The organism is Nonomuraea sp. CX421 (genome assembly GCF_059358955.1).
This window is the reverse complement of record NZ_JCADBK010000002.1, coordinates 223,203-243,178: the sequence shown is the minus strand read 5'-3', so window position 1 is coordinate 243,178 and position 19,976 is coordinate 223,203. Positions and strand designations below refer to the sequence as shown.

Sequence of the window (19,976 nt, the reverse complement as noted above, 5' to 3'; positions counted from 1 at the left end):
GAACGTGAACTTTGCGGTATTTCGCGTTGGTGATCGTTATTCTCCCGGTTATCTGAACGGCCTGGTGTTCCAGGCAAGCTGATCGCGAACCTTGGGGAGGCGCGCGTGGCCGTGTTCGAGGAGTTACAGCCGCAGGACTTACGGAGGGTGGGGCCCTATCGGATCGAGGCTCGGCTGGGCGCGGGTGGGATGGGCCGCGTTTTCCTGGGTCGGTCGCGGAGCGGGCGCGCGGTGGCGGTGAAGGTGGTCCACCCGGAGCTGGCCGGCGATCGGGAGTTCCGGCACCGGTTCGCTCGTGAGATCGCCCTGGCTCGTACGGTGAGCGGGTTCTTCACCGCCGGGGTGGTGGACGCCGATCCGGAAGGGGACCCGCCGTGGCTGGCGACGGCGTACGTGCCGGGTCTGTCCCTGGATCAGGCGGTTGCCGAGCATGGTCCATGGCAAGAGCAGGCCGTGCTCACGCTGGGGGCCGGGCTCGCCGAAGCGCTGGAGTCCATTCACGCGGTGGGGGTGGTGCACAGGGACCTGAAGCCCTCCAACGTGCTGCTGGCCGCGGACGGGCCCAGGGTGATCGACTTCGGGATTTCTGTGGCGGTCGAGGGCAGCAAGCTGACCCGGACCGGTATGGCGGTGGGGACGCCGGGTTTCATCTCTCCTGAGCAGTTGACCGGGGATCCGGTGGGGCCGGCCAGTGACGTGTTCTGTCTGGGGGCGGTGCTGGCGTTCACCGCCTCCGCGAGCGGGCCGTTCGGTGGTGGTTCGTGGCAGGGGCTGTGGTATCGCACCGTGCACGCGGAGCCTGATCTGGCTGCGCTCCCGCCCGGGTTGCGTTCCATCGTGAGCCGGTGCCTGGACAAGAGTCCTGAGCGGCGGCCTAGCGCGGCCGGCCTGCTGGACGAGCTGGCCGACAGCGCCACGGACGGTGGCACGCTCGTCGAGCTCTACGCCGAGTCCAGGTGGCTGCCCGAACCCGTCGCCCACGTCGTGCGCACCCTCGTCGCCACACCCGCCACCCGGCCGCCGGCGAATCCAGGCGACCTCGCACCCCCGCCCCCGGCCACCGTCGCGGAATCCGCCGACGCCGGGCTCCGAGACGCCGCCGACTCCGCTCTTCTTGAGGCTCACCCTTCCCGGGACGCCCCGCCGACGCCGCCGGCCGAAGCGCCAGAGCACGGTGACGTGGTGCGGACACTCGGCCCGGACGATCCGGATCCCACCCGGGTCGTCGAAGGGGCCGGAGTCGTCCGGCCGGTCGGTCTGGACGATCCGGATCTCACCCGGGTCGTCGAAAGACCGGAACCTGGCGAGGCTGACCGGCCACTCGCTTCCGGCGGCCCTGATCAGCGGACGCTCATCGACGGCACAAGCCGGCCGTCCACGCTGATCGAACGCACCGCGTCCCTAGCGCCGCCCGCGAAACAGGACATGACGTCCTCATCCTCGCGCGCGCCGGATGCCGGGCCGCGCTCCTGGGGCAGGGCCATCGGCTCAGGCATGCGCGCGATCCGTGAGCGGTCGCTCGTCGTGGTCACAGTGCTGAGCCCCGCGGTGTTGCTGGGCTTCCTGCTGGCCATCGGGGAGAGTCCTGATACCTCCTGGCCCACCGTCACGCCGACCTCCGAATCGCCCGAGCAACCGCGGGCGACGAAGTCGGCGGCCCCGGGGTCCAAGGTTCCGCCGACCAAGGCCCCGGCCGAGATCCGGTTCTCCTCGCCCATCGACTATTGCGCCCTGCTCAAAGCCAGTCAGGTAAAGGAACTCGTCCCGAAAGCCCGTGCGCGGGCGGACACCGCCAGCGGCAGATGCAACTGGGCGGCACACGGCAGGGCTCTTGAGGTGGCACCGTCTCGATGGTTCCCCAGCACCAAGGCGGCGAAAAAGGCGTTACGCGACTGGAAGCGAGCGCGGGCGGATGGCGCTGAGATTCTCTGGAGCAGGGCGGACATCGGAGTCGATCGGGTGTTCGAGTCCGTGGTGTCGGGACAGCGGAACGTCTCCAGCCTGGGCCAGGGTGCCTTCGCCTACGACGCGGGCTCCGAATGGAGAGGCTTGCACTATACGACCGTGATGTTCCGCCTGGACAACCTCGTTATCGACGTGTGCTACATCGTGGTCGACGGTTCGGAGAACGACCAGCACATCCGGCAAGGAGCGCTGCAGGCCGCCCGGTGGGTCAAGGCCGCTCTCGATCGAGACCCTCGAACGATGCCTGCGAAGCGACTGAACCAGCGACTGAACCAGCATGCGAGCGACGGAGAGTGACGGTGCCACGGGCGGAGGCGGTCGAGTTGGTGGCGCAGCAACGCCATCGCCCGCTCAGGGCTCTTCCTTCGACGGCCGGCGCGGGATGGACGCGAAGGCGGGCTCGGTGACCGCCGGCGCCGCGTACGACATGGAGACGTGGAACGAAGCGCCCACGACACAACCGTCGTGGGCACCTCCGCGCGAATATGTGGACGGGCTCGTCGGCGAGTGGCCGATATCCTTATTGAGCAGCTGGAAGTGGCACGCATGACGCGTATGTCCCGAAGAAGTAGGTCGTCGTCTCGCTGTGGTTCATGATGCCGACTCGCCACGCGCTGGTGTCCTGGTGGTCGATGGTGTTGACGAACACGCTCACCGGCGCTGTCGGTCGCTCGCCCAGGTATCCGCCGGAGATCGCGTAGTTCGCGCCGCCGCAGTCGGCCCGCAGGTGAGCTGTCTCCCCGGGCGCGATCCTGGTGCCCGGCCCCTTGATCGTGAATACGCCGAGTTGTCCAGGCGGGCCCTGCCGGTTCCAGTCCAGCGCGGTTTCGCCCTCGCCGCACACCGTTCCCGTCGGGACGACCCGCAGGGCGCCGGTCGCGGTGGTGACGCAGGCGTTGATCGGCTCCTCGTTCATGGCGGTCGCCAAGGCCGCTCCGCCGATCGTGAGCATCCCGCCGGCCAGCACGCTCGCCGTCACCAGAGCCACGGCTCGTCCTGTCAGCCTGATCTTGGGCATCGTGGTCCTCCTCGCGTTCGCTGAAGATCCGTTTGATGACACGATCTGTCCAACGACGAAGTGGTCCAGAGGTGACGCCTCCTTTCGGCGTCGAGGAGGCGGCCCTCGCTCGGCGCCTACCGGTGGAGGGCGCGAGTCGTAGCTCTGTCAGAGGCCGAGATCGTCGAGCTCCTTCAGCAGCGCCGCCCTGGGGTTCTGTCGTGGGGAGGCCGCGGTCGGCCGCGGACCTCTGCCACGGTCGCGGAACACCCAACCGCCCAGCACCCCGGCGAGGAAGCCGAAGAGGTGGGCCTGCCAGCCGATGCCCTCCTGGGGAAGCAGGCCGGTGAATTGATAGGAGAAGCACAGGCCCATGACCAGGCCGACCACGATGTCGATCAGATGCCGGTCGAACGCGCCGCGCACCAGTACGTAGCCGAAGTAGCCGAAGACCACGCCGCTCGCGCCCGCTCCTATCCCGTCGGGGGCGGAGGTGAACCAGGCGCCGAGGCCGCTGACCAGGATGATGAGTCCCGTAACGCTGAGGAACTTGGTGACGCCCCGATACGCGGACAGGAATCCGAAGATGAACAGCGGACCCGAGTTGGCCTGGATGTGCTCCCAGCTCCAGTGCAGGAACGGTGACGACACGATGCCCGGCAGGCTCCCGGGGTTCCACGCCTGCACACCGTAGTGGTAGCTCAGCGCGTAGCCGGACGCCCAGTTGGCGATCTGCGCGGTCCAGATGACGACCAGGAAGCCGACCATCACCCACAACGCCTTGCGGGCCTCAGCGATCATGATCTCGGCCGTGGGCCCCTTGGCCTCCACCTGGGTTCCTCCTTGGCTGACTGCGCCGTACGAGCGAGACCAGTATCTGAGGGAAAGATCACGAACCAGCGTCAGGGCGGATTCTTCCCCGGGTCTGAAGACAGGGCCGTCGCGGACGGGGGTTTAGCAGGCTGACACGGGGCACGGGCAGAGCCGTCGTAAGGAGGCGAGATGCGGTCTGTAGAGAAGGTCACGTCACTGGGAATGGGCATGCTGAGCGGCGCCTTGGCGGCCTCGATGTTCAAGCAGGTGTGGAAGCTGGTGTCCGGTGAGGAGGACGCGCCGGACGCCGACGACCTGGGCCGGGGGTGGACGGAGGTCCTCGTGGCGGCCGCGATCCAGGGAGCGATCTTCGGCCTGGTCAAGGCGGCCGTGCACCGCGCGGGCACGCAGACCTTCCGGCACGGGACGCCGGGAGACTAGGCGGGCGGGGGAGCGGTGGAGCCGCGGACGATCAGCTCGTGCGGGAAGATCGTCCGCTCGGGCGCGTCGCCGGGCGGTGACAGGAGCAAACGGCCCGCCGCTTCGCCGATCTGCTGCTTGGCCTGCCTGATCGTGGTGAGGCCGGCCTCCTCGGCGGCGCTGTCGGAGAAACCCACCACGGACAGGTCGGCCGGCACGGTCAGACCGAGGTCGCCCGCCGCGTCGAGGACGCCGAGCGCCAGCACGTCGGTGTTGGTGAGGATCGCGGTCGGGCGCGGCTCGCGGCCGAGCAGCGCGTGCCCCGCCTTGCGGCCGGCCTCGCGGGAGTTGCGGGCCACCTCGAAGAACGGCACGTCCCCCCAGTCGAGCCCGGCTTCCTCGCAGGCCGCCTGGTAGCCGCTCCGGCGGCGGCGCATGGCCTCGAAGACCGCGCCCTGTTGCCGGGCGACGCCCGCCCAGCCGGTGTGGCCGTCGTCGTGCAGGCCCACCATGGCCACCCCCGCGCGGCCAGCGCCCCCGCGACGGGCTCGTCGATGCCCAGGAACGGGTGGCCGGGCACGTACGGTTCGTCGACCACGACGACGGGCACCTTGCGGGCGAACACCTCGGCGAGCGCCGGATGCCCGTCGGGCAGCGAGACCACGCAGAAGGCGTCGACCACCGCGTCGCGCACGGTGTCGCTGCGGCGGTCGCCGTGCGGCAGCGGCAGGATGAGCAGCCCGACGCCGGCGTCCTCGGCAGCCGTGGCGATGCCCTGGAAGAACCCGATGGCGTAGGGGTCGGCGAAGGCGTAGGGCAGGGTCTCGCTGAACAGCAGCCCGAGCGCGCCGGCCCGTCCGAGGCGCAGCGAGCGCGCGGTGGGGTTGGGGCCGCCGTAGCCGAGCTCGTCGGCCACCTCCATGATCCGCCGTCGCAGGCCGTCGCTGAGCTGGTCGGGCCGGGAGAAGGCGTAGGAGACGGTGGCCCGGGACACGCCCAGCCTGTCGGCGATCGTCTGCAGCGTGACTCTGGCCATCCGTCCACCGTATCGAACCCTTGCCGAGCGGTTCTTAATGGATTAAGCTCTTAATGGATTAAGGAGGAGATATGGAAGCCATGCAGGTTCTCGCTCACCAGACGGCGATGGGCCACCAGGAGACGGTTCACGAGGCGCTTCCGGGCGCGCCGGTGCGGCCGTCGCGCGAGCGGACGCGGGTCCGCATGCGGCTCGCGTGCACGCTGCGCTGGACGGCCGACCGTCTCGACCCGCTCGTCGCGGGCTCCTGACCTCGGTCAGCCGCGGGAGATCCGGTCGTCCGCGTAGTCGAGCAGCTTCTCCGCTGTGGTGAAGCGCCGGGCGTCCTGGTCGCCGAGGAGCACGCCGATCACCTGGCGGCCACCCCGCTCGCCCGCGAACAGCAGGCAGAAACCCGCCTCCCGCGTGTAGCCGGTCTTGACGCCGAGCACGCCCTCGGTCCTCTGGAGCAGCTTGTTGGTGTTGCGCCAGGTGTGCGCGCGGTGCAGCGACGTCCGGGGGACGACGTGCTTCTCGCGCGACACGATCGTGCGGAACGCCGGATTCGCCAGGGCCGTCTTGGCCAGCCTGACCTGGTCGACGGCCGTCGAGTAGCCACCGGCGGGCGCCGGCAGACCGTCGGCGTTGGTGTAGCGGGTGTCGCGCAGGCCCAGTCGCCTGGCCGCCGCGTTCATCTTGGCCACGAACGCGGGCTTGCCCGGTCCGTACGTCCTGGCCAGCGCGTTGGCGGCGTCGCCGCCCGACGGCAGCATGAGCCCGTACAACAAATCCCTGACCGTCAGCCGCTCACCCTTGGCGAGCGCGGCGGTGGTGGCCCCGTTGGCGACCGCGTGGCGGACGTCGGCCGAGGTCACGGTGATCCGGTCGCCCAGTTTGGCCTCGTTGAGCACCACGTACGCCGTCATCACCTTGACCAGGCTGGCGACCGGCACCCGGCGGGTCTGCCGCTTGCCGTAGTGGATCGTTCCCGCCGAATCGATCACGTACGCCACCCCGGCGCCCACCGCGGGCGTGTCCGCCGCCACGGCGGGCGACGGGATCCACAGGACCAGGGCAAGGATGGCAGAGCCGATGAAACCCCCAATACGCATGCCCGACATGGTGACAGGTCATCGGTGATCGATCGGCCGAACCACGCGCCACCACGCGCCGAAGCCGCGGAAAACCGGCCGGATCGGGCCAGGGCCCTCAGGCGACGAAGGCCTTCTCGGTGCGCCGCCTCCTGCGCCAGACGAAGAAGGCGACGACCGCGGCGACGGCCGCGACGGCCACGACCGCCGCGCCGGCCGGCGAGCGCGCCGCCAGTTGCAGCCAGCCCCACACCAGCGCGGTCAGGCCGAACCACCACAGCGGCGCCCACGTCACGCAGCCCAGCGCGCTGGCCACGATGTACCACGGATAGGAGACGCGCAGCGCTCCCGCGACCCACGGCAGCGTGTGGCGGAGCATCGGCACCCAGAAGCACCCGTAGACGGCCAGCGCCCCCCACCGGCCGACGATCCGCTCCACCTTCGCGATCCGCTCACGGCCGAGCTTGACGCCCATGCGCGAGTCGTAGAGGCGCTCGCCGAGCCTGCGGCCGACCCAGTAGTAGACCTGGAACACGCCGAAGAGCGCGATCATCAGGACGACACCCACGAGCCAGTACGGCAGGCCGAGCCAGAAGGGCTCGGTGGGGGCGGGTACAGCCAGCGCGAACGATCGCATGAACGACATCGCCCCCCTTCTTGTACAAAGGTCAGCCTTACCTTAGTTCACCGGTTACCCGGCCGCCACACCCGCCCGCGAGCGGGCCGCAAAGGGTGCAAGCAGCCGACAAGCGGACCTCAACCACCCTCGCTTATCTCTATAGATGAACAAAGAGGAGAGTTGATCATGGCGACGAGAAGCACCGCGGTCCTGGCCACCGGCTCGGCGAGCACAGCCAAGCTGTTCGTGGCGGCCCTCGCCTTCACCGGTGCCTACGTGGGACTGTCCGCCTACGACACCGCCAACTCCGCTCCTCAGCCTACGCAGACCGTCACCCTGTCGGCCCGCGCGGTGCCCATCACGGCGCCCGCCTCCTACGAGGCCGCCCCGGCCGCCGCCGGCCGGATCAGCGTCAGCCAGCAGCAGGCCGGGGCGGGATGCGTCAAGACGTACGAGGCCCGCACCCTCGTGGTCAACCCGGCGCCCGACCGGACCGTGCTCTACGGCTGGAAGCTGTCCCGCTGGCACCCCGGCACCAACACCTGGGACGCCTACCTGGTCGACTACTCCGGGTTCGCCGGGTCGCAGGATACCGTCGCCTGGCACCCCAGGCTCACCGGCAACCCGGGCTGGTATCGCGTCGAGCTGACCGTGGACGGCGCCAAGACCGTCAAGAGCCGGCGTTTCCAGGTGAGTTGCTGACCGACCGGCGCGCCGCCTCCACCCAGCGGGGCACACCGACCCGTTCGGCCACCTCCAGAGCCTTCGTGTAGTGGTCGCGCGCGGCGTCGGGCTGGCCCAGCCGGATGGCGAGATCTCCCAGCGTCAGCGCCACCGGCCACAGCGCCACCACCCCGGTGCCGGCGCCCGCGACGCGGTCGGCGAACGGCTTGAGCTTGTCGTAGCAGTCGACCATCCGCTCCCGGTCGTCGAGCAGCATCCCGGCCAGCGCCCGCCACGTCATCGCCAGCTCGTAGAGGAAGTCGGGCCGCACGGGCGGCCGGGTCGCGGCCACGGCGTTGGCGTCGGCCAGGTGGCCCGCGGAGGCGAGCGCCAGCGCGTAGGCGTCGAGGGTCCACTTGGCGCCGCGCTGGTGGGCCTCGGCGAGCAGGTCGACCGTCTCGGCCGCCCGGCCGTCGACCAGGTGCAGGCAGAATCTGGCGATCAGCGGGAGGTCCTGGCGGCCCTCCAGCATGCCGGCCCGCGCGGTCATCCGGGCGGCGTCACGGTAGGCCCGCTCGGCGCCCTGGTAGTCGCCGGCGATCATCAGCCGCTGCCCGGAATACCAGGCGCAGACGGCGGCCGGCGCCGACAGGTCATACTGTCTGGCCAGCCCGTTGGCGGCGGCGGCGTGTTCGTCGGCCACCGCGAACTCACCGCGGGCGGCGGCGCACTCCAGCAGCACCAGGTGGGCCAGCGCCTGGGTGGCCATCTGCCCGGAGCGCTGCGCGACCTCCAGCAACTCGCGGCCGATGCTCTCGCGGGTGTCGACCGCCGGGATGTCGTAGGACTGGCGGAGCCGGCCGCTGAGCGCGGCGGCGAGCAGCACCGGGTCGCCGCTCTGCCGGGCCAGCTCCAGCGCCTCCAGCGACGCCTGCCGGCCACGTTCGGGCGAGGAGGAGCCCTCCAGCTCCAGGGCCAGGGTGGTGAGCAGGCTCGCACGCAGCGTCTGCTCTCCCTCGGGCAGCGCCATCAGCGCCTGCTCGGTGACGTCGACGATCTCCCACGCGGTGCGGGTGAAGTCGCGCGCCATGCCCTTGTGCGGCACGGCCAGGGACGCCGCCACCCGCGCCGTGATCTCCAGGTCGCCCAGCGGCAGCGCGGCGTCCATGGCCTGGCGCCGCAGCAGCCGGGCCGCGGACATGTCGCCGCACAGCGCGAGCGCCCGGATCTGGCGCAGCATCAGCTGCAGGCGTTCGCGGGTGTCGGCGCTCGCGCGGTCGTGGCCGTCGTCGCTCTCCCGGCGCGCGCTCCGGCGCTCGAACGCCGCGATGGCCTGCTCCCACAGCGTGGCCGCCTCGCGGTGCGCGAAACGCCGCTCGGCCTGCTCGGCGGCGAGCCTGGCGTAGTGCACGGCCTTCTCGGCGGCGTCGGCGAGGAAGTAGTGGTGGGCCAGCGCCGCCACGTCGGAGGGCGCCCGCCGCTCGATGGCCGCCGCCACGGCCGCGTGCAGCCGGGTGCGGCGCAGCCGCGAGGCGTCGGAGTAGATCGTGTCGCGCACGAGGTCGTGGTCGAACCTGAGCAGCCCGGGGCCCGGCTCGGTCACCAGCCCGGCCAGCAGCGCGGCCTCGACCGCCTCCACCACCGTGTCCTCCTCGCCGGCGACGTCGACGAGCACGTCGACGTCGACGTCGCGGCCGATCACCGCGGCCTGCAGCAGGATCTGCTGCGCCCCGGCGGGCAGCCGCGAGATGCGCCGCCGCAGCACGTCGCGCACGCCCGAGGGCACGCGCGACAGCACCTCGGTGGCGCTGGCCCGGTCGGCGGCGGCCTCGGAGTCGAGCAGGCGCACCGTCTCGCGGACGAAGAACGGGTTGCCGCCGGTGCGCTCGACGATCGACTCGACCGCGTCCTCGTCGATCTCGCGCACGCACGTCGCCCTGACCAGCTCGGCCACGGCCTTGGGGTCGAGCCCGCTCAGGCCCACCCGCAGCGGGCCGAGGCGGGCCAGCGCGGCCAGCACGTCGGACTGGCGGTCGTCGAGCTCGCTCTCCCTGCAGGTCACCACGAGCAGCACCCGGCTGGTGGCGAGCAGGCTGGGCAGCGCCCGGAGCAGGGCGAGGGTCTGGTCGTCGGCCCAGTGCAGGTCTTCGAGCGTGATCAGCACGGGAGCGCGGTGCGACACCCCGGCCAGATAGCCGCCGACCGCGCGGTGCAGCCGGAAGCCGCCGGACGCCTCGTCGTCGTCGGGATCGGGGTCGGCGTCGTCGAGCAGGGGAGCCAGCAGGTGGGCGTACTCGCCCGCGCCGGTGCGCCCGACGAGCGAGCGCAGGATCTCGACCCAGGCCCAGCCGGGCGGGGTGGCGCTGGAGTCGGGGCAGGCGCCCGACGCGGTGATCCAGCCGTCACCGCTGAGCCTGCTCTCCAGCTGGCGCAGCAGCGTGGTCTTGCCCGCGCCCGCGACGCCCGTGACGATCGCGACCTGGAGTCTGCCGGTGCGGCTGGCGGCGGTGGTCAGCCGGGCCAGCTCGGCGTCGCGGCCGACGAACGGCTCGGGCTCCAGCGGCGGCGGCTCCACGGGCGTGGCGGGCCGGGGCGGCCAGGTGTCGGTGACCGGCACCGGCCTGGTCGAGCGGGGCGTCACCGCCAGCTCCAGCTCGGGCGACTGGGCCAGGATGTCGGACTCGAGCTTGCGCAGCGCGGGACCGGGATCGATGCCCAGCTCGTCGGCCAGGATGCCCCTGGCCCGGCGCAGCGCGGCGAGCGCGTCGCCCTGCCGGCCGCAGCGGTAGAGGCCGAGCGCGAGCAGCCGCCAGCCCTCCTCGCGCAACGGGTGCTCGGTGGTCAGCGCCTCGAGGTCGGGCACGGTCTCGGCGGGCAGGCCGAGGCGCAGCCCGGTGTCGGCGTGGCGCTCGCGGGCCACTAACCGCAGCTCTGTCAGCCTGTTGACCTCGGCCTCGGCCCACTGCTGGTCGGCGAAGTCGGAGTAGGGGGTGCCGCGCCACAGGCCGAGCGCCTTCTCCAGCCGGCCGCGCGCCGACGGCGGGTCGCCCTCCTCCAGATGCTCGCCGGCCGCCCGGACGAGCTGCTCGAACCGGAGCGCGTCGACCTGGTCGGCCGCCACCCGCAGCGCGTAGCCGGAGGCGACCGTCACCAGCAGCCGGTTGGGGCCGCCGCGCGGCCGGCCCGGCTCCAGGACCCGGCGCAGCCGCGAGATGTAGACCTGCAGGCCCGACTGGGCGCCCTTGGCCGCGTCGTCGTCCCACAGGTCGTAGAGGAGCGTGTCGACCGGCACGACCTGACCTCTGGCCACGAGAAGTCGGGCGAGGACGGCCCGTTGCCGCAACCCGCCGAGGTCGAGTTCGTCGTTTTCGTACGCCTCGACTGGCCCCAGAACCCGGAACGCCACCATGTCAGCCGCCACGCTATGCGGGCTTCCGAATCACGCACAAGGCCCGTGGATGATTGACACATGTTCTGTTTCGGATCGTCACGGGGAGGCCTTCGAGATCGCTGACGGGGGCTCCGCGGCGGCACTCCGGCCGTTGCGTCTGCGCAGGAGCGCCCACGCACCCAACGCGAGGCCGCCGAACGGGATCTCGATAGTGTAAGTCCAGAAGCCGAAGAGCAGTGCGGTGGCCGTGGCCTGCGGAGCGTCGACCCCGAACGCGAGCAGCAGCGCCGCCACCCCGGTCTCCATGATCCCCGCGCCGCTGGGCGTGACGAGTGCGCTGGTCAGCACGCGTGACAGGGCGAAGACCGCGATCGACTGGGCCAGGCCGGGATAGGCCCCGGCGGCCTTCATGCAGATCACCATGATCGCCCACTGGAAGCCCAGGAAGAACACCATGCCCAGCGACAGGCCGAGCCATCTGGTGCGCAGGATCTCGGCGGTGTCCTTGCGCAGCCGGTGAAGCGCCTCGGAGGCGTGCACCCTGAGGCGCACCAGGCGGGCCAGGAAGTCGAGCGCCCGGCCGAGGAGCACGGCGGCGCGGTCCCAGTAGAGCGCGGCCGCGACGACCGCGCACAGTGCCAGGATCGACCCCGCGCCCACCCATCCGGCCTTGGCCACGTCCGGATTGGGCACCTCGCCCGCCATCAGCAGCGCGACGATGCCGACGGCCGGCAGGATGAACCTGAACAAGGTGTTCCAGATGCCGCTCACCAGCGTCATGACCACGATCGGGCGGTTGGCGAACCCCCAGCCCCTGGTCATCCCGAAGGTCAGCGCCACCCCCGCCGCACCGCCGAACGGCAGCAGGTTGCTGACCGCGCTGCCCGCCGCGTTGAGCGTGAGGGCCTGCAGGTGGGTCAGCCCCGGCAGCGACCCGGTGAGCACGAACGTGTAGGCGAGCAGGCTGAGCAGCCAGACCACGGCCATCAACGCGATCATGCCGGCGCCCAGTCCGCCGAACACCTGGCCGATCTGCTGCCAGGAGACCGGTTTGCCGGTGAGCGACTGGACGATCTGCGGCAGGTAGACGACCAGCGCCACCGCCAGCGCGAGCGACAGGGCGGACAAGGTGATCTGGAGCCATTTGTTCTTCATCGGCCCACCAGTCTGCCCGCCCGCGCGCCGGTCCGGATCGTCCTGGGGTGTCATTTCGGCCCCGGGTCCAGAGGATGACGCAGGCGGGTGCCGGGCGGGACATCGCGCCGGACGAACCACTCGGTGCCGAAGACCAGCCGGTAGAGCGGATAGGGCACCTTCAGCATGACCGCGAGCGTGCGGTCGCTCTCGCCGCCGCTGGCCTGGGAGGCGTGCGCCGACATCGAGGCCCGCTTCTGCTTCGCGAATCTGCGGACGTTGACCCGGTGGGTGATGGTCTCGCCCGGCGAGTAGGCGCTCTCGAACGTGCGCACGTCGAACTCCGGCGGGAATCTGTAGACCTTGCCCGCCATCCGCAGCAGCTTGAGCAGCGGATCGCGGTTGACGGTCGCCTCCAGGACGATCTCCGTGCCGGCGATCTCCGCGGCCCGCCTGCCCACCCGGTGCACCTGCACGTGGTCGGGGTGCCCGTAGCCGCCCGCCGGGTCGTAGATCGACAGCAGGTCGGCCTGCTCCTCCCGCAGGATCGCGGCCAGCCTGCCGGCCGCCTCCTCGGTGTCGGCGTCGATGAAGGCGTTGTCGGGCCGCTCGTCGGCGACGCCCCCCGCGGGGCTCAGCCCCGAGTCGCCGTAGCCCAGGCACTCCACGCGGGCGCACCCCAGCAGGGCGGCCGACTCGTACAGCTCCTCGAGCCTGGTGCGGCCGAGCTCGTCGCCCGGCTCCATGGCGGCCAGACCGCGCTCGCCCGCCGTGGCCACCACGAGCACCACGCGATGCCCCTCGGCCGCGAGCATCGCCATGGTGCCCGCCGTGAGCAGGGCCTCGTCGTCGGGATGAGCGTGGAAGAACACAGCGGTACGTGGAGGCACATGCCCAGATTAGTCTGGGAAGGGTGCGGATCTTTCACGTGAGCGACTGTTACCTGCCACGACTCGGCGGTATCGAGGTGCAGGTGGCCGATCTCGTGCGCACCCAGCGAGAGGCCGGCCACGAAGTCGAGGTGGCCACCGCGACACGTGGCGAGGCACGGCCGGGGGTGCACCGGATCGTCGCGAGGATGCCGTTCGATCTGCCGGTGCACCCCTTAGGAGTGGGTCACCTCACCCGGCGGATGACCGCGTCGCGGCCCGACGTGGTCCACGTGCACGCGGGGGCGGTCTCGCCGTTCGCCTGGATGGGGGTGCGCGCCGCCGTACGAGCCGGGGTGCCGTGCGTGGTGACCGTGCACAGCATGTGGGACCCGGTCACGCGCGGCGCTTACCGGCTGCTGCGCCTGGTGTACGGCTGGCAGCGCTGGGGCCTGGTGGCCACCACGGTGAGCAACGCGGCGGCGGCGCCGATCCGCGCGGTCGCCGGCCCGCGGGTGCCGGTGCACGTCGTGTCCAACGGCCTCGACCTGTCGGGCTGGCGGCCCTCACCGTCCACCGGCGCGGCGGGCCGGGGGGAGGAGCCTCGGCGGGCGGAGGTGCACATCGTGGCCGTCGGCCGGCTCGCGCCCCGCAAGCAGCCGGTGCGCCTGCTGCGGCTGCTCGGCATGGTGCGCGCCCGGGTCCCCGCGTCCATCCGACTGCGCGCCACCGTGGTGGGCGACGGGCCGGCCCGCGCGTCGATGGAGCGCTACCTGGCCAGGCATGGCATGTCCGGCTGGGTGTCGCTGCCCGGCCGGCACACCCGTGAGCAGATCGCCAAGGTCCTCGAGTCGGCCGACGTGTTCGTGGCGCCGGCGCCGCGCGAGTCGTTCGGCATCGCGGCGCTGGAGGCCCGCGCCGCCGGGCTGCCGGTGGTGGCGCGGGCGCAGAGCGGTGTGGCCGACTTCGTCCGGCAGGGCACCGAGGGGCTGCTCGGGCGTGACCTCGGCGAGCTGGCCGACTCGCTGGCCCGGCTGTGCGCCGATCACGAGTTGCGTGAGCGCATCACTGCCCACAACCGGGCCGACGCGCCGACCACCGGCTCGTGGTCGACGGTGCTGGCCGGATTCGACCGCGCCTACGCCGAGGCGGCCCAGCGGTCTCGCGGGAGCAGGTAGGCCGGGTACGCCGGATCGGCCCGGCGGCCGGTCACCGGCGCAGCACCACGTAGCCGTCGCGTTCGAAGACCTTCGCGTAGCCCTCGCTCACCAGCCGGTCGACCTGGGCCGCCTGGTCCTCGGCCGAGCCGAACGGGAACTCCCAGCGCGCCGTGTCGGCCACCACCCAGGGCGCGCCGTGAGACTCGCCGGTCCACAGCAGGACCGTGGTCCGTGAGGTCAGCGCGGGGCCGAGCGAGTTGACCGCCTCCACCGTGACGCCGGACGGCACCTGGGCCACGGCCTCGCGGGCGGCGGCGATCTTGACCTCGTCGCCCTTGTAGAAGTCCGGGTGGTAGAGCTGGTCCAGGGCGAACCTCGGCACGAGCGTCAGCGCGACCACGCAGACGGCCGCCGACCAGACCAGCTTCAACGAACGGTCGTCCGGCCGTCTGATCCGGCGCAGCAGCCGGGCCAGGCCGTCCACCCCGGCCAGGAGCAGGATCACCACGGTGAACGCGTTGTACTGGAAGTCGGCCTGCCACCACAGGGCGCGGTCGGACAGCATGCGTTCGAGCACGTGCGGCAGCGCGACCAACGACAGCGGCGACAGCAGGCAGAGCAGCAACGTCGGCCACACCAGCAGGAACAACGTGTCGACCTTGGCCTCGTCGCTGAACGGCAACAGCAGCGAGCCGAGCGGGTCGGACAGCAGCCCCAGGGCGGCGCCGGGCAGGTCGGGGCCCAGGTGGCCGTAGGCCCAGAAGTCACCGGTGTCGCCGCCCAGCATCGGGATGAGCGCGCCCCGGGTGAGCAGCACCCCGCCGACGCCCACCGCCGCACAGCAGAGCCCGCGCAACCGGTCGCCGGTGAGCAGCAGGTAGAGCCCGAAACCGATCACCATCAGCCCCATGTCCTCCTTGATCAGGAGGAGCGCGAACATCGCCACGAAGGCGGGCAGCGGGCGGTCCGCGTGGTAGCGCTCGATCATGATCGCGGTGAGCACGGGCACGAACATCACCTCGTGCGCGTCGAACGCGACCGCCTGCGCGACCGGCCACGACAGCGCGTACGCCACCGCGACCAGGTAGGCCGGGACCGTGCCCAGCACGCGCCGGGTGAACAGCCAGATGAACGGGATGGCCGCGGCGAACAGCAGCGCCTGGGCCACCACCAGCGTCGCCGGGCCGTCGTGGATCCAGTAGAACGGCGCGAGCAGCGCGTAGATCGGCGAGAAGTGGTCGGCCAGCTGGACGTAGTCGAGCCCCCGGTCGTGCCAGGCCCCCATCACCGGGACGTACGGCGGGCGGAACCGGGCGTAGTTGCGCACCGCCTGGTCGACGATGACCAGGTCGAAGGTGGAGGCGCGGAAGGTGGCGAGCTTCACCAGGCCGAGCACCGCGTACGCCGTGGCGGCGGTCAGCGCGATCAGCCCGACCCACAGCCGATGTCCGCGCACCGCGATCCACGGCCGACGACCGCGCACCGCGACCTTCCGGGGTGGGTCGGCAGCGGTGGTGGTCCCCGTCTCGGCCGCCATGATCTCGCCCGTCACGGGCAGCAAGAGTAGACCGATTTGCCCTGGAGCGTGTCATGACCGCCGCGTCGCTGTGCCCCCCACACAGACCACATGCGACGCGACGGCCGGCTATCCGATCAGGAGCAGGCGCTCGTGATCTTGGTCTGGAAGCTGGAGAGCTTGGACGTCGCGGCCGTCATCTCGCTGACGTCGTTGCTCTTGAAGCTGTCGAATATCCCGGCGAACTCCTTGAGTGAGGAGCCGAGCTCACCGTCGTACTTGCCCGCCAGCGCGTTGGCCTTGTCGGAGGCGACGGTGGCGGCGTTCTTCAGCGCGTCGGGGTCCGTGGCCGCGCTGCCCAGAGAGGTGCTGAACTCGTTGGAGATCGCGGTGATCTCCTGGGCGACCGCGTTGCAGTCGACCGCGTTGCCGATGGCGCCACACGCGGTGGTGAGGCCGGCGAGAGCGAACGTCGCGATCGTCAGCGCGATCCGACGACGAGGGGGAGTCATGGTCATGCCCTTCGTTGGGATGGAATGAAGGGGACATTATGGATCTCCTCTTGCTGGCCGCTTGCACGAAACTAACAACTTCCTTATGAACTGTGATCAACCGCACGCGACCAGGCGTCCAGCCGATCCTCGGCGGCCTCTTGACAGCCTCGTGAGCCCGACCTGACCATGGCGCATGTAGGCAACTCGGTGCGTATTACGCAACAAGAGGTGTCGATTGGCCAGTACGTCGAGCTTGATCCCCACGCTCTCCGGCCCCTCCTACACCGATCCCGCGGTGTTCGAGGAGGAGCAGGCGAAGATCTTCGAGTCCCTGTGGTTCTGCGCGGTCCGGTCCGACGACCTCCGCGCGCCGGGCGCGTTCAGGACCGTCCAGGTCGGCAGGGAGAACGTGATCGTGGTCCGGGGGCGCGACGGCGCGCTGCGGGCCTTCCTCAACGTCTGCAGGCACCGCGGCGCCCGCCTGTGCCCGGAGGAGTCCGGCGAGGTGAAGCGGACGATCAGGTGCGCCTATCACGCCTGGTCCTACGACCTTGACGGGCGGCTGGCCGCCGCGCCCAACCTGGCGAAGATGCCCGACATCGACCGGACCGAGTACGGGCTGATCCCGGTACGGCTGCGCGAATGGCTCGGATACGCCTGGGTCTGCCTGGCCGACGAGCCGCCCTCGTTCGAGGAGACGGTGATCCACGCCGCCACCGAACGGCTGGGAGACCCGGCAGCGATCGAGCACTACCAGGTCGACCGGCTCGCCCTCGGCCGCCGCGTCGTCTACGACGTCCAGGCCAACTGGAAGCTCATCGTCGAGAACTTCATGGAGTGCTATCACTGCGCCACCATCCACCCGGAGCTCACGGCCGTGCTGCCGGAGTTCGCCGGGGGCTTCGCGGCGCAGTACTACGTGGGCCACGGCGCGGAGTTCGCCCAGAAGGCCGAGGGGTTCACCGTGGACGGCGGCCCCGGCTTCGGCAAACTGCCCGACGTGCCGGCCGAGCAGGACCGGCGCTACTACGCGATCACCGTCAAGCCGCAGGTGTTCGTCAACCTGGTGCCCGACCACGTGATCCTGCACCGGATGTTCCCGCTGGCGGCCGACCGCACGGTGGTGGAGTGCGACTGGCTCTACCACCCCGACGTGGTGGCCGCGGGCGCCGACCTGTCACGGTCGGTGGAGTTGTTCCACCGGGTCAACCTCCAGGACTTCGACGCCTGCGAGCGCACGCAGCCCGGCATGTCGTCACGTGCCTACCGCCGGGGCGGCGTGCTGGTGCCGAGCGAGCACCACATCTCGATCTTCCATCAATGGGTGAACCAGCGCCTGCGCGGATAGCGGACCACCAGCTGGCCGTACTTGCTCTCCCCGGTCACCACGACGTAGAGGGCTCCGGGGCGGGGCCTGCCCGGGACGTTCGTGGTGCTCGTGCTGCCCCACGTGTTCTGGAACCGGTCCACGTTCGCGGCGCCGCCCTCGGGCAGCACGATCGTGGCGGAGCCGTACTTGAGGTCCAGGTCCAGGTCGACGACCGGATGCGGAATGCCGGCCTGCGAGAAGTCGAGCTCGACGCTGGCGTACTTGGACACCACCCGCAGGTGCCGCGGCACCGCCCAGTCGCCGGACCGCTTGATGTGGCCGCTCTTCGACTCCAGCAGGACCGCGTCGTCGACGACGGGCGACTCGTGGGGGAGGTCGGCGATGAGCCCGGCCAGATCGCCGTAGGTCTTGGCGGTGAGGGCCACCTCGAGCCGGTCCTCCAGTTCCAGTTGGTTGAGACGACCCTCGGTGAATGCGCGTTGCAACTGCTGCGCGGCGCGCTCCCGATCCTCGTCGGAGACGCGCATTTCCAAATCCGACATGTCATGAGCATAGTTCGCGAGGATCAGAACGGCAGGCGCCGTCCGGAGGGGGTGCGCAGATCGAGGGGGAGCGGACGTCGAACCGGCTGGGGACGGCGAACGATCTGGAGTCTGGTCACAGCAGACAGATACCCAACGAATGGCAGGGAAGTCCTCACGAGAGGGTACGGTGGAAACCGATGTCGGAAGATCCTTTCGTGCACACCGCCCTCTTCTACCAGGGGGAGCGGGAGTACACGAGTGCCGTCACCGCTTTCGTCCGCGAAGGACTGGAGTCCGGTGACCCGACGGCGGTGGCGGTGCCCGAGGCCAACCTCAAGCTGATCGAGGCGGAGCTGGGCGACGAGGCCGCCCGTGTCCACCTGCTCGACATGACGCGGGCCGGCCGCAACCCCGGCCGCATCATCCCCGGCGTGCTGCGTGACTTCGCCGACCGGCACCCCGGCGACCACGTCCGGATCGTCGGCGAGCCCATCTGGCCCGGCCGCACGACGACCGAATACCCCGCGTGCGTGCAGCACGAGGCGCTGATCAACCACGCGTTCTCCGGCCGCGCCGCCACGATCCTGTGCCCCTACGACGCCGCGCGGCTCGGTCCTGATGTCCTCCACGACGCGGAGCTGACCCACCCGGTGCTCCGCGACGGCGGCGGCGATGAGCGGCGCAGCCACGGCTACGCGCCCGACCAGGTCGTCGACCGCCACAACCAGCCCCTCGGCGAGCCCGGCGCGTTCGTCTCGCTCCGGTTCGACCGCACCAACCTGGCCGGGGCGCGCGGGCTGGCCGCCGAGCGGGCCATCGAGCTCGGCTTCGGCGGCGACCGGCTCGACGACATCCGCCTGGTGATCGCCGAGCTCGGCGCCAACAGCCTCGACCACGGCGGAGGCAGCGGCCTGATCAGGATCTGGACCGAGGCCGGCCGGCTGGTCTGCGAGGTCAGCGACACCGGTCACATCACCGACCCGCTGGCCGGGCGCCAGCCCGTCGACGCGGGCATCGCGGGCTCACGCGGGCTGCTGATCGTCAACCTGGTCAGCGACCTGGTCCGGGTGCACACCCGCGCGGGCGGCACCGCGATCCGCACCTACTTCGACCTCCCGGCCCGCGCCTCGATGCCCGTCATGCCCGCGTAGCGCGCGCGGGATCCACCCTGAGAGGGCAGGCCCTACCCGGGGTCGTGTCCGACCAGGTCAGCCCGGTCGAGTCCGAAGTCGTACGACCAAGGTAGTAAGGGGTCGTTCAGGGCTCCTTCGGGCCGATCTCCGATATTCCGCGAGACCGTGTTCCAGCAGTTTTGGAGCATGAAGGCACTGCTCGTCAGCGGACTCACGGCCACCGGCGCCGGCACCGGCGCCATGCTCATCCTGCACGCCCGGGCCGGGCTCGACCCCATGCACACCGTGATCAGCGAGTACGCCTTCCACTCCGACGGCTGGCTGCTGCCCACCGCGCTGACGCTGTTCGCGGCCGGCGGGGTGCTGACCGCGGAGGCGCTGCGCAGGGCGGGCGCCGGCCGCTGGATCGTGATGCTGCTGGTGGCCTGGGCGGTGAGCATGTTCCTGATCGGCGCGTTCCCCACGGACCGGCCGGGCGTGCCGTTGTCCATGTCCGGAGGCATCCACCGCTACGCCGCCTTCGCCGCGTTCCTGGTGATGCCCGCGGCGGGCATGCTGCTGGCCCGCGACCAGGCCAGGTACGCCCGGACCGTACGGGTCCTGAGCGCGGTGGCGCTCGGCGCGCTGCTGCTCGTCGTCGTCCCGTACGTGCTGCGTATGTTCGGCATCCCGCTGACCAACGACGACATCCCGGCCGGGCTGACCCAGCGGGTCGTGGTGATCACCGAACTGGGCGTGCTGGCGCTGGCCGGTCTGTCGCTGCTCAGGCCCTCGCTTCAGCGCTCCCAGGGCGGGGCCTCGCCCATCTTGGCGTAGTAGCGCGCCAGGTGGTCCTTGACGCC

Annotated in this window: 19 protein-coding genes and 1 pseudogene; 8 read left to right on the top strand and 12 right to left on the bottom strand. The window is 71.1% G+C overall.

From position 1 onward, the window contains the following. The first annotated feature begins 105 nt into the window (after positions 1 to 105). Positions 106 to 2,262: a serine/threonine-protein kinase gene (locus AC5L3X_RS04200; RefSeq protein ID WP_494855217.1), complete on the top strand. Its 2,157-nt coding sequence runs from the start codon at positions 106 to 108 to the stop codon at positions 2,260 to 2,262. 223 nt (positions 2,263 to 2,485) lie between these two features. Here the strand turns inward: AC5L3X_RS04200 and AC5L3X_RS04195 are convergent, their stop codons facing one another. Both AC5L3X_RS04195 and AC5L3X_RS04190 read right to left on the bottom strand, forming a co-directional pair. Continuing rightward, positions 2,486 to 2,983, bottom strand: coding sequence for a hypothetical protein (locus AC5L3X_RS04195; RefSeq protein ID WP_494855215.1), 498 nt, complete (start codon positions 2,981 to 2,983; stop codon positions 2,486 to 2,488). A 147-nt stretch (positions 2,984 to 3,130) separates the two neighbouring features. Next, complete coding sequence (locus AC5L3X_RS04190) at positions 3,131 to 3,793, bottom strand: rhomboid family intramembrane serine protease (RefSeq protein WP_494855214.1); 663 nt, start codon at positions 3,791 to 3,793, stop codon at positions 3,131 to 3,133. A gap of 171 nt (positions 3,794 to 3,964) precedes the next feature. Here AC5L3X_RS04190 and AC5L3X_RS04185 point away from each other — a divergent pair, with 171 nt between their 5' ends. Continuing rightward, positions 3,965 to 4,216, top strand: a complete 252-nt coding sequence (locus AC5L3X_RS04185) for a DUF4235 domain-containing protein (RefSeq protein WP_494855213.1) — start codon at positions 3,965 to 3,967, stop codon at positions 4,214 to 4,216. On the opposite strand, the gene AC5L3X_RS04180 is transcribed toward AC5L3X_RS04185, so the two are convergent. Both AC5L3X_RS04180 and AC5L3X_RS04175 read right to left on the bottom strand, forming a co-directional pair. Further along, a complete protein-coding gene (locus AC5L3X_RS04180; protein WP_494855212.1) occupies positions 4,213 to 4,707 on the bottom strand; it encodes a substrate-binding domain-containing protein in 495 nt (164 codons plus the stop codon). The two genes, AC5L3X_RS04185 and AC5L3X_RS04180, sit on opposite strands and share 4 nt — an antisense overlap. Before the next feature lie 395 nt (positions 4,708 to 5,102). Further along, a pseudogene (locus AC5L3X_RS04175) lies at positions 5,103 to 5,231 on the bottom strand (LacI family DNA-binding transcriptional regulator); the annotation flags it as partial. A gap of 71 nt (positions 5,232 to 5,302) precedes the next feature. Here AC5L3X_RS04175 and AC5L3X_RS04170 point away from each other — a divergent pair. Next, positions 5,303 to 5,482 carry a hypothetical protein gene (locus tag AC5L3X_RS04170; protein WP_494855211.1) on the top strand — a complete coding sequence of 60 codons (180 nt, stop codon included), beginning with the start codon at positions 5,303 to 5,305 and terminating at the stop codon, positions 5,480 to 5,482. 6 nt (positions 5,483 to 5,488) lie between these two features. Here the strand turns inward: AC5L3X_RS04170 and AC5L3X_RS04165 are convergent, their stop codons facing one another. Both AC5L3X_RS04165 and AC5L3X_RS04160 read right to left on the bottom strand, forming a co-directional pair. Then, positions 5,489 to 6,322 (bottom strand): D-alanyl-D-alanine carboxypeptidase family protein, encoded by an 834-nt coding sequence (locus AC5L3X_RS04165; protein WP_494855209.1) that lies wholly within the window; start codon positions 6,320 to 6,322, stop codon positions 5,489 to 5,491. Between the two features lie 97 nt (positions 6,323 to 6,419). After that, on the bottom strand, positions 6,420 to 6,947 hold the full coding sequence (locus AC5L3X_RS04160; RefSeq protein WP_494855208.1) for a DedA family protein: 528 nt from the start codon (positions 6,945 to 6,947) through the stop codon (positions 6,420 to 6,422). A gap of 159 nt (positions 6,948 to 7,106) precedes the next feature. Here AC5L3X_RS04160 and AC5L3X_RS04155 point away from each other — a divergent pair, with 159 nt between their 5' ends. Further along, the gene (locus AC5L3X_RS04155) at positions 7,107 to 7,622 is read left to right on the top strand and encodes a hypothetical protein (protein WP_494855206.1); all 516 of its coding nucleotides are present in this window, start codon (positions 7,107 to 7,109) and stop codon (positions 7,620 to 7,622) included. Here AC5L3X_RS04155 and AC5L3X_RS04150 read toward each other — a convergent pair. From AC5L3X_RS04150 to AC5L3X_RS04140, 3 genes are all read right to left on the bottom strand, one after another. Further along, a complete protein-coding gene (locus AC5L3X_RS04150; RefSeq protein WP_494855204.1) occupies positions 7,591 to 11,004 on the bottom strand; it encodes an ATP-binding protein in 3,414 nt (1,137 codons plus the stop codon). The two genes, AC5L3X_RS04155 and AC5L3X_RS04150, sit on opposite strands and share 32 nt — an antisense overlap. Before the next feature lie 66 nt (positions 11,005 to 11,070). Continuing rightward, on the bottom strand, positions 11,071 to 12,129 hold the full coding sequence (locus AC5L3X_RS04145) for a lysylphosphatidylglycerol synthase transmembrane domain-containing protein (protein ID WP_494855203.1): 1,059 nt from the start codon (positions 12,127 to 12,129) through the stop codon (positions 11,071 to 11,073). Between the two features lie 50 nt (positions 12,130 to 12,179). Beyond that, a complete protein-coding gene (locus tag AC5L3X_RS04140; protein ID WP_494855201.1) occupies positions 12,180 to 12,998 on the bottom strand; it encodes a PIG-L deacetylase family protein in 819 nt (272 codons plus the stop codon). A 23-nt stretch (positions 12,999 to 13,021) separates the two neighbouring features. Between AC5L3X_RS04140 and AC5L3X_RS04135 the strand changes: the two genes are divergently transcribed. After that, positions 13,022 to 14,155, top strand: a complete 1,134-nt coding sequence (locus tag AC5L3X_RS04135; protein WP_494855199.1) for a glycosyltransferase family 4 protein — start codon at positions 13,022 to 13,024, stop codon at positions 14,153 to 14,155. Between the two features lie 31 nt (positions 14,156 to 14,186). Here the strand turns inward: AC5L3X_RS04135 and AC5L3X_RS04130 are convergent, their stop codons facing one another. Continuing rightward, a complete protein-coding gene (locus AC5L3X_RS04130) occupies positions 14,187 to 15,689 on the bottom strand; it encodes a DUF2079 domain-containing protein (protein WP_494855197.1) in 1,503 nt (500 codons plus the stop codon). Positions 15,690 to 15,790: 101 nt separating this feature from the next. After that, positions 15,791 to 16,165 carry a hypothetical protein gene (locus AC5L3X_RS04125; protein WP_494855195.1) on the bottom strand — a complete coding sequence of 125 codons (375 nt, stop codon included), beginning with the start codon at positions 16,163 to 16,165 and terminating at the stop codon, positions 15,791 to 15,793. Between the two features lie 235 nt (positions 16,166 to 16,400). Here AC5L3X_RS04125 and AC5L3X_RS04120 point away from each other — a divergent pair, with 235 nt between their 5' ends. Then, the gene (locus tag AC5L3X_RS04120) at positions 16,401 to 17,495 is read left to right on the top strand and encodes an aromatic ring-hydroxylating oxygenase subunit alpha (protein ID WP_494855193.1); all 1,095 of its coding nucleotides are present in this window, start codon (positions 16,401 to 16,403) and stop codon (positions 17,493 to 17,495) included. On the opposite strand, the gene AC5L3X_RS04115 is transcribed toward AC5L3X_RS04120, so the two are convergent. Further along, positions 17,465 to 18,019 carry a DUF1707 SHOCT-like domain-containing protein gene (locus AC5L3X_RS04115; RefSeq protein WP_494855191.1) on the bottom strand — a complete coding sequence of 185 codons (555 nt, stop codon included), beginning with the start codon at positions 18,017 to 18,019 and terminating at the stop codon, positions 17,465 to 17,467. The two genes, AC5L3X_RS04120 and AC5L3X_RS04115, sit on opposite strands and share 31 nt — an antisense overlap. Positions 18,020 to 18,198: 179 nt before the next feature. On the opposite strand from AC5L3X_RS04115, the gene AC5L3X_RS04110 reads away from it, so the two are divergent. Both AC5L3X_RS04110 and AC5L3X_RS04105 read left to right on the top strand, forming a co-directional pair. Next, complete coding sequence (locus AC5L3X_RS04110) at positions 18,199 to 19,152, top strand: anti-sigma factor RsbA family regulatory protein (protein ID WP_494855189.1); 954 nt, start codon at positions 18,199 to 18,201, stop codon at positions 19,150 to 19,152. Positions 19,153 to 19,320: 168 nt separating this feature from the next. Then, positions 19,321 to 19,950 carry a DUF998 domain-containing protein gene (locus AC5L3X_RS04105; RefSeq protein ID WP_189123531.1) on the top strand — a complete coding sequence of 210 codons (630 nt, stop codon included), beginning with the start codon at positions 19,321 to 19,323 and terminating at the stop codon, positions 19,948 to 19,950. Positions 19,951 to 19,976: the final 26 nt, after the last annotated feature.

Coding starts and splice junctions, on each gene's coding strand:
- AC5L3X_RS04160 (WP_494855208.1), bottom strand. CDS start 6,947: ATGTCGTTCATGCGATCGTTCGCGCTGGCTGTACCCGCCCCCACCGAG.
- AC5L3X_RS04180 (WP_494855212.1), bottom strand. CDS start 4,707: ATGGTGGGCCTGCACGACGACGGCCACACCGGCTGGGCGGGCGTCGCC.
- AC5L3X_RS04110 (WP_494855189.1), top strand. CDS start 18,199: ATGTCGGAAGATCCTTTCGTGCACACCGCCCTCTTCTACCAGGGGGAG.
- AC5L3X_RS04170 (WP_494855211.1), top strand. CDS start 5,303: ATGGAAGCCATGCAGGTTCTCGCTCACCAGACGGCGATGGGCCACCAG.
- AC5L3X_RS04105 (WP_189123531.1), top strand. CDS start 19,321: ATGAAGGCACTGCTCGTCAGCGGACTCACGGCCACCGGCGCCGGCACC.
- AC5L3X_RS04185 (WP_494855213.1), top strand. CDS start 3,965: ATGCGGTCTGTAGAGAAGGTCACGTCACTGGGAATGGGCATGCTGAGC.
- AC5L3X_RS04155 (WP_494855206.1), top strand. CDS start 7,107: ATGGCGACGAGAAGCACCGCGGTCCTGGCCACCGGCTCGGCGAGCACA.
- AC5L3X_RS04145 (WP_494855203.1), bottom strand. CDS start 12,129: ATGAAGAACAAATGGCTCCAGATCACCTTGTCCGCCCTGTCGCTCGCG.
- AC5L3X_RS04195 (WP_494855215.1), bottom strand. CDS start 2,983: ATGCCCAAGATCAGGCTGACAGGACGAGCCGTGGCTCTGGTGACGGCG.
- AC5L3X_RS04165 (WP_494855209.1), bottom strand. CDS start 6,322: ATGCGTATTGGGGGTTTCATCGGCTCTGCCATCCTTGCCCTGGTCCTG.
- AC5L3X_RS04125 (WP_494855195.1), bottom strand. CDS start 16,165: ATGACTCCCCCTCGTCGTCGGATCGCGCTGACGATCGCGACGTTCGCT.
- AC5L3X_RS04115 (WP_494855191.1), bottom strand. CDS start 18,019: ATGTCGGATTTGGAAATGCGCGTCTCCGACGAGGATCGGGAGCGCGCC.